Raw genomic sequence first — 6,486 nt, forward strand, 5'->3', positions numbered from 1 at the left:
TGTTTTTTATAACATATTGAAGTTCATTTGAAGAACAATTTGGAACAGTCAAAACAACATGATAAAGAGAATAAATATTTTTATATCTTTCTATTTCGGGAATATAATTACTCATTCTAGACGCTTGTATAACTTTTTTACAATTATTACAAAACTTATCTTTACAAAGATTAGTTCTTTTAAAATCTTTAATTTTCTGTTCATTATAAGAATCTAAAGTCCAAATACGATTGCAATCTCTTATACTATCAGAACGATTTCTAAAATAAACAGCAAGGTCAGGGAAACTCGAACGATAAACGATCATAGTAAGAAACAATAACATTTTCATTATAAAAGTTATTTTTAACAATATTTTTAACATAATCATTACTAATAGAAATATCGTTAAAATTAAGATTGTCCAAAAAAATCACCCCCTTAAAAAAATTCGTGAGTCCACTTATTTCTAATATATCAAGATAGAAGAAAAATATCGAAATTTATTAAAAAAATCACTTAAAAACGTTGAAATTTAAATAGTTAGAAGTTTATAGACTTAATCTCTTCTAAAAGTTTAACTAAATCCCTTCTGTTAGCCTCACAACCATAAAATTTATTAAACCAAAAAATATCAATTTGATTAAATTTATTATATTGAATAATATCATTATTAATCATATGAAAAAAACAATTTCTAATTTTTCGTTTCTTATGACTAATTTTTCGTTTCTTATTAACAATAAAATATTTTTTAAACAATAAAATTACCCCCTAAATCACTTACACACCCATTAAATCGCTTACGCACCCCTCAAGGGGGTTTGTACTAACGCCATCAAAAGTTAATTTAAAAAACAATTAACTTTTTCAGTTGTTAAATTTTTTAATAAAATAATTAACATAAATCTTCATTAAATTCTTCAATCATATCATTTATTCTATCATAGAAAATACTATCTAAATCACTCAAAGTAAACTTTAAATCTTGATTAGAAAAATAATCTTTTATTAAATCAGTAACATAAACAACATAAGTTGCATCAGAATATAAACTATCATGAGCATGACCAACAATATTAAAAAATGATTTCAATTCATTATTATAAATATAAAAACCACAATTATAAATATTAACTTCTTTTGAATCAACAAAATCCCTAACATATTGCTTAACTTGTTTTTTAGTAATTTTATTCATTAAAATACCCTCCTTAAATTTTAAATCTTGACTATTATTGATATAATAATCTAAAGACTTTAAAAGCAATTTAGACATAGTATAATTTTTATTTTTACAAATTTCTTTTAAACAATTATACTGTTCATCATTTAGCCTACATTGAACCATACGATTTTTATTAGAATCAACAAACTTCACTTAAAACCCTCCTAAATATTTATCTTTAAATATATTATATCATTTTGTATTACAAATTGTCAAACATTTTGTAATACATTTTGAAGATTATTTTTTAATTTTTAATCAGAATAAACTAAATCTAACAATTCATTGTTTCTATCATCATAAGAATTAAAATCCTTATAAGAATCAAAAAATTTACCCCATTTTTTACGATAAATAAAAAATTCAGAATGATCTTTAACATTAACACCATACCAAGTATAAACAGCAATAAAAACGGAAACGGGAAAAAATTTAAGAAATTTAAAACGATTAACTTTACGATGAACAACATCATACTCTAATATATCTCTTATTTGTCTATCAATTTTTCTATCTTTAATAGAAATTAAAATAAAATCAAAACCAAAATGCCTATGTTGGTCAAAAAACTCAAGCCAAGAAAGTCTATCTTTATCATTAAATCGTCTAGGAGAAAATTTAAGAGAACATTCATCAATTACAACAAGTGTTTGACCTTCCTTACCAGCAATATGAATTTTTCTAGCATAATCTTTTAAAAGTTTTGGAGTTAAATCAACATTATTAACATAGAAAAATCTACCTTTCTTCTTTTTAGAATTATAAATATCCATATTAATACCAAAATTTGCAATAACATCTTTCTTTTGAATAAATAATCTATTATAAATAATTCTTGCAGTATGCAAAGATTTACCACTGCCATTAGTTCCAGAATAAAAATATATCATATAAAAACCTCCTAAAACTTTATTTTTTAAAGTAACATTTTTTAAAAATAGATAAATAACAAACAGATCTATCTACATATATACATTTTTATAAAATAACAACTTTATTTTTTAAACTATTACATTAACTTTATCCATCTCATAACAACAGAATAAATAAAATAAATTAACATACAAGCCAACCAAGCAGTTAAAGTTGCAAACATCAACTTAACAGGAAAAAAATAAGAAACATAAGGCAAATAACTTAAAACATCAGAATCAACTTTATTCAAATTTAAAAATGGACTGTTAGGTAAAAAAGAAAAAACAAAATTTATGACACCTGCAAGAGCAGAAATAATAAAATTTATAACATTTGTAACAATACCAAAAATAAAATCTAACATATATACACCTCCAATTAAGGTTTAAGTTTGTTAGTAATAAATATAAGTCCTAACAAAAAACAAATATAAAAAAAATATCTAAACATACGAATCCACAAATCAACAAGTGAAAAATCTATATCAAAACTAAAATTATAAAAAGGAAGTTCAAAATTAGGACTTTTGGGTTCAACATTAAAAACTTCAAATATTCTAGCAAAATCAAAAGGCAAACTAAATGGAAATTTTTCTTTAAAATTAGACATAGCATCAACAAGTGGTTTAAAATTAATATCTACAACAGGAATATCAACTGGTGGGTCTATTGGAGGGTCTACAGGTGGGTCTATCGGAGGGTCTACAACAGAATCACCAGGAATTACAATATTATCTCCAACAGGCAAAGAAGGATTCTCAACATTAGGAACTGTAACAGTTCCATCAGCCGGCAAATCATAAGGAGGATTATTCTCTACAACAAAAACATCTTCCCCAGGAACTCCAATCAAATCACTGGAATTATTAGGAACATAAACATCCAATCCATCTTCTCCAGGAATAACTTTTCCAGCGACTTTATCCCAATCATAAGAACCAGGTACATAAGGTAAATCGTAAGCAACTCCAGAAAGAGGTTTTTCAGCAATATATGTATCTCTATAACTATCACCACTTGGATTCCATTTAGAAGGCAACATATAAAAAGTAATATCCAAAATAGTTTTATAATCTTGCACTTTTATAGAATTAATACGATATTTATCAAGTAAAGTAGAATTAGTATAATAACTTGCACATTTAAAAAAACCAGTACCGTCAGAATAAGGAATCTGAATATCAATAGTAACACTAGAACCACTACCTTCGCAAACAACTTTAAAATTAGTAAAACTAAATTCAAAAGGAGAAGAATAATTCTTCAAATCAATAGTAGAACCCTGAATAAGAGAACCAACTGCAGATATAGAATTATAACTTGGAGGAACACTTGAAAAAATATTATCAAATGCAAACTTACACATATCTAAAAAATCATTTCCAACTTTGACAACATTATCAGCAGATATAGAAACATCTTTTTTAAAAGTATCAACAAAAGAATCCCAATTAGGAGTATTTTCATAGACAAGCCTAACAACGTCATATATATCATCTTTAGTTGTAAGAGCAACACCAGACGCAACAGCAAGAGTCGCAACAACATTAACAACTTCGGGAGCAACTGCGACAAGAGCAGGAGCAAGAGCAAAAGAATTTATAGTACTAGAAATAACTAAAAAACAACTTAAAAATATAGCAAAAATTTTTCTTTTTAATTTCAAAATTATAACCTCCAAAAAAAATGCTTGAAGGCTGTGTGACAAGAGGGAACCCCTAGCCCCTAAGTCACACAACCCCCAAGCATTTAAAATTAGTTTAAGCCTTTGACGTAATAACAGAATAAACTTTCATACAAAGTTTAATTATAACAAATACGGCAAAAACTCCTACCGCTTTACCTGCTGTAGTATTTAAAGAACTAATAACAGCAGTAGTCAAAGAACCTAAAAAAGTCTCAATAACACCAGTCGAAGCAGAAAAATCAGGCGGAGTTACTTCAGCAGCAAAACAATTAATAGCAGAAGTAGAAACTAAAGAAGTTGTAATAATAGCAATATTAGAATACTTAGAATCAAAAACTTCTTTACACTTATTAGTAAACTTATGTAACATATAAAACCTCCTTAAAATTTATTTAATCTTTATTAAAAATCAATCTATAAGTAAAATTGATTAATAACCCTAGAAACCAAGAAATAACGCCACATATAATGCCATAAGTAAAAAAAGGAAGAACAATATCTCGAAAAAGTAATGACAAATAAGGAGTCATACTATCTCTTAAAACAAGTATTACTAATTATTAAAACTAATAATATAGCAACAATAAAAGTAGAAAAACCAAGAGAAATTTTATTCAAAAGTATAACTTCATCAGTACGAGTTACAAGAGTATCAAAACGATTTAAAATATCTTTTCTAAATTTATTAGTATCGTCAATTAATTCTTTTTCTGTAGCATTTTGTTCAGATGTACGTTTTAATTCAACTGTTGAATTTTCTTTCTCTTTTTCTTCATTCTCTTTATTCTGTTGCTCTATACGTTTTTGTTGTTCTTCCTTTTCTTTTTGAAGTTGTTGACGCTCTTTTTCATCAGCATTATAAATTTTTTCATTTAACTGTAAAAGTGCATCTAACTTATTTTCTAAAGAAGAAAAATCAACAAAATTAGAAGATTGTTGAACTTCTTCTTTAATATTTTGTTGTTTTTCTTCTTCCAAGCAAAACACCTACTCACAATAAAAATTTCTCAACTTAAAAATTACAAAATCTATAAAACTTACAAATAACTTATTAAATACAAACAACACAGCAAGTACAAAAACAATATTTAAAAATAAGTTATTAATCATTAAAAACATCTCCTAATCAGCAAAAAAACATCTTAAAAAATTAATCAACTATAGAATCAAATCTAAAAGAAATACCAGATTTACCATTCATACTCCAAGCATTTTGCTTACACTTAATAGAAAAAACAGTTCGCTCAGAAATTTTATTAAAAATATCTTGAGGAATATCTTTAACAGTAATTAAATTTTTAACTCTATCTTGATACAAATTAAACTCGTATACAAGATTATTTTCTTTATTTCTAACACTATCTTTAAACATCAATTCAACATCATTAAAAGTAACTATCATACAATACCTCCTAAAAAATTTTCAGAATTTTTTTAACAACCTTTACAATTATAGTATAACAAAAAATAAAAAATGTAGCAACAAATTTGTGACTACATTTTAGTATAAAAAAAATTAGTTTTTTCAATTTTATTACATTAAATAAAATAAAAATTATTATAAAAGTTTATCATCAACAATTTTTTCAGCATTATCAAACAAATCTTTATTATCAAGTAAATCTTTTTCAATAAGAGAAAGTATATAAGAAGAAGTACTTTCACCAATTAAATTTGCATATTCTTCAATAACCATCTTTTGCTTATTAGTAACACGTATACGAAGCATTTTATCTTTCAAATTCTTATATTCAGTAAACAAAATATATCACTACTTTCTATTACAAATTTTTCCAATACATTTACTTTTTTATTTAATAGTATAATATATATAGAATTTAGTGATATAATATATATAAAAAGTTAAGAAAAGATTATAAGTTCTTCAAATAAGAATATATTTTCTTTCTACTAATTAGCAAAAAATCATCTTTTAAAGAGTCTTGAGGAGTCTCGAAAATCTCAATAGGACTCTCTTTTTTTTGCAAATATTCAACAATAAAATCATAATACTCATCAACTTCAAAATCAATATTATCATCCTCTTTAAAATTATAAAAAACACCATAACCTTGAATCTGACGAACCCTATACAAAGCAAAAAATAAAGTTTTAAAATTTTCATATGTAAGAATACTTTCAGAATCATCTTTAGATTTAGTCATATACTTAAAAACTTCAAAATAAGAACTATCTTCAATACTATCAAAAGTACAAGAATATCCAATATTTAAATTATTTATATTATTTAAATTAACTTTAATATTATTATTTAAAAGATACCAAATTTTCTGAACCAAAATTTCTAAAAAACTAAAATTTCTAGAAAAAACATTATTATTATAACTAAAAAAATTTACGAATTTTTTATCTAAAAAATAATCATTACTAAGAGCAAAAATACAATGAAGATGTGGATGATAATTATCTCCATTAAAAGTTATTTCTAAACTACGAATAGAACCAACGTAACCAAAAGATTCAAAATCAAGACCTTTTATTTTTTTATTTAATCTAAAATATTGAGTCAAATATCTATAGCTTTTAAACATGTTTTTTATAACATATTGAAGTTCATTTGAAGAACAATTTGGAACAGTCAAAACAACATGATAAAGAGAATAAATATTTTTATATCTTTCTATTTCGGGAATATAATTACTCATTCTAGACGCTTG

Annotated in this window: 10 protein-coding genes; all 10 read right to left on the reverse strand. The window is 24.6% G+C overall.

The window, feature by feature from the left end; translation table 11 throughout:
* A partial coding sequence (locus KGF42_RS18480; protein ID WP_227826854.1) for a hypothetical protein occupies window positions 1–364 on the reverse strand: 364 nt, incomplete at its 3' end.
* Window positions 365–877: 513 nt separating this feature from the next.
* Complete coding sequence (locus KGF42_RS18485) at window positions 878–1,360, reverse strand: hypothetical protein (protein ID WP_227826855.1); 483 nt, start codon at window positions 1,358–1,360, stop codon at window positions 878–880.
* A 101-nt stretch (window positions 1,361–1,461) separates the two neighbouring features.
* Entirely contained in the window at window positions 1,462–2,097 is a 636-nt protein-coding gene (locus KGF42_RS18490; protein WP_227826856.1) for a zonular occludens toxin domain-containing protein, read from the reverse strand.
* A gap of 119 nt (window positions 2,098–2,216) precedes the next feature.
* The gene (locus KGF42_RS18495; RefSeq protein WP_227826857.1) at window positions 2,217–2,486 is read right to left on the reverse strand and encodes a hypothetical protein; all 270 of its coding nucleotides are present in this window, start codon (window positions 2,484–2,486) and stop codon (window positions 2,217–2,219) included.
* Window positions 2,487–2,500: 14 nt separating this feature from the next.
* Window positions 2,501–3,787 (reverse strand): hypothetical protein, encoded by a 1,287-nt coding sequence (locus KGF42_RS18500; RefSeq protein WP_227826858.1) that lies wholly within the window; start codon window positions 3,785–3,787, stop codon window positions 2,501–2,503.
* Between the two features lie 94 nt (window positions 3,788–3,881).
* The gene (locus tag KGF42_RS18505) at window positions 3,882–4,178 is read right to left on the reverse strand and encodes a hypothetical protein (protein WP_227826859.1); all 297 of its coding nucleotides are present in this window, start codon (window positions 4,176–4,178) and stop codon (window positions 3,882–3,884) included.
* A gap of 161 nt (window positions 4,179–4,339) precedes the next feature.
* Entirely contained in the window at window positions 4,340–4,786 is a 447-nt protein-coding gene (locus KGF42_RS18510) for a hypothetical protein (RefSeq protein ID WP_227826860.1), read from the reverse strand.
* Window positions 4,787–4,958: 172 nt separating this feature from the next.
* Complete coding sequence (locus tag KGF42_RS18515) at window positions 4,959–5,210, reverse strand: hypothetical protein (protein ID WP_087565787.1); 252 nt, start codon at window positions 5,208–5,210, stop codon at window positions 4,959–4,961.
* A 156-nt stretch (window positions 5,211–5,366) separates the two neighbouring features.
* On the reverse strand, window positions 5,367–5,570 hold the full coding sequence (locus KGF42_RS18520; RefSeq protein ID WP_227826861.1) for a hypothetical protein: 204 nt from the start codon (window positions 5,568–5,570) through the stop codon (window positions 5,367–5,369).
* A gap of 112 nt (window positions 5,571–5,682) precedes the next feature.
* Window positions 5,683–6,486: protein rep (locus KGF42_RS18525; protein ID WP_227826862.1), on the reverse strand; the 804-nt coding region annotated here is incomplete at its 5' end.

The sequence above is a fragment of the Clostridioides sp. ZZV15-6383 genome (genome assembly GCF_020657735.1).
Taxonomy (GTDB): Bacteria; Bacillota; Clostridia; order Peptostreptococcales; family Peptostreptococcaceae; genus Clostridioides; species Clostridioides difficile_D.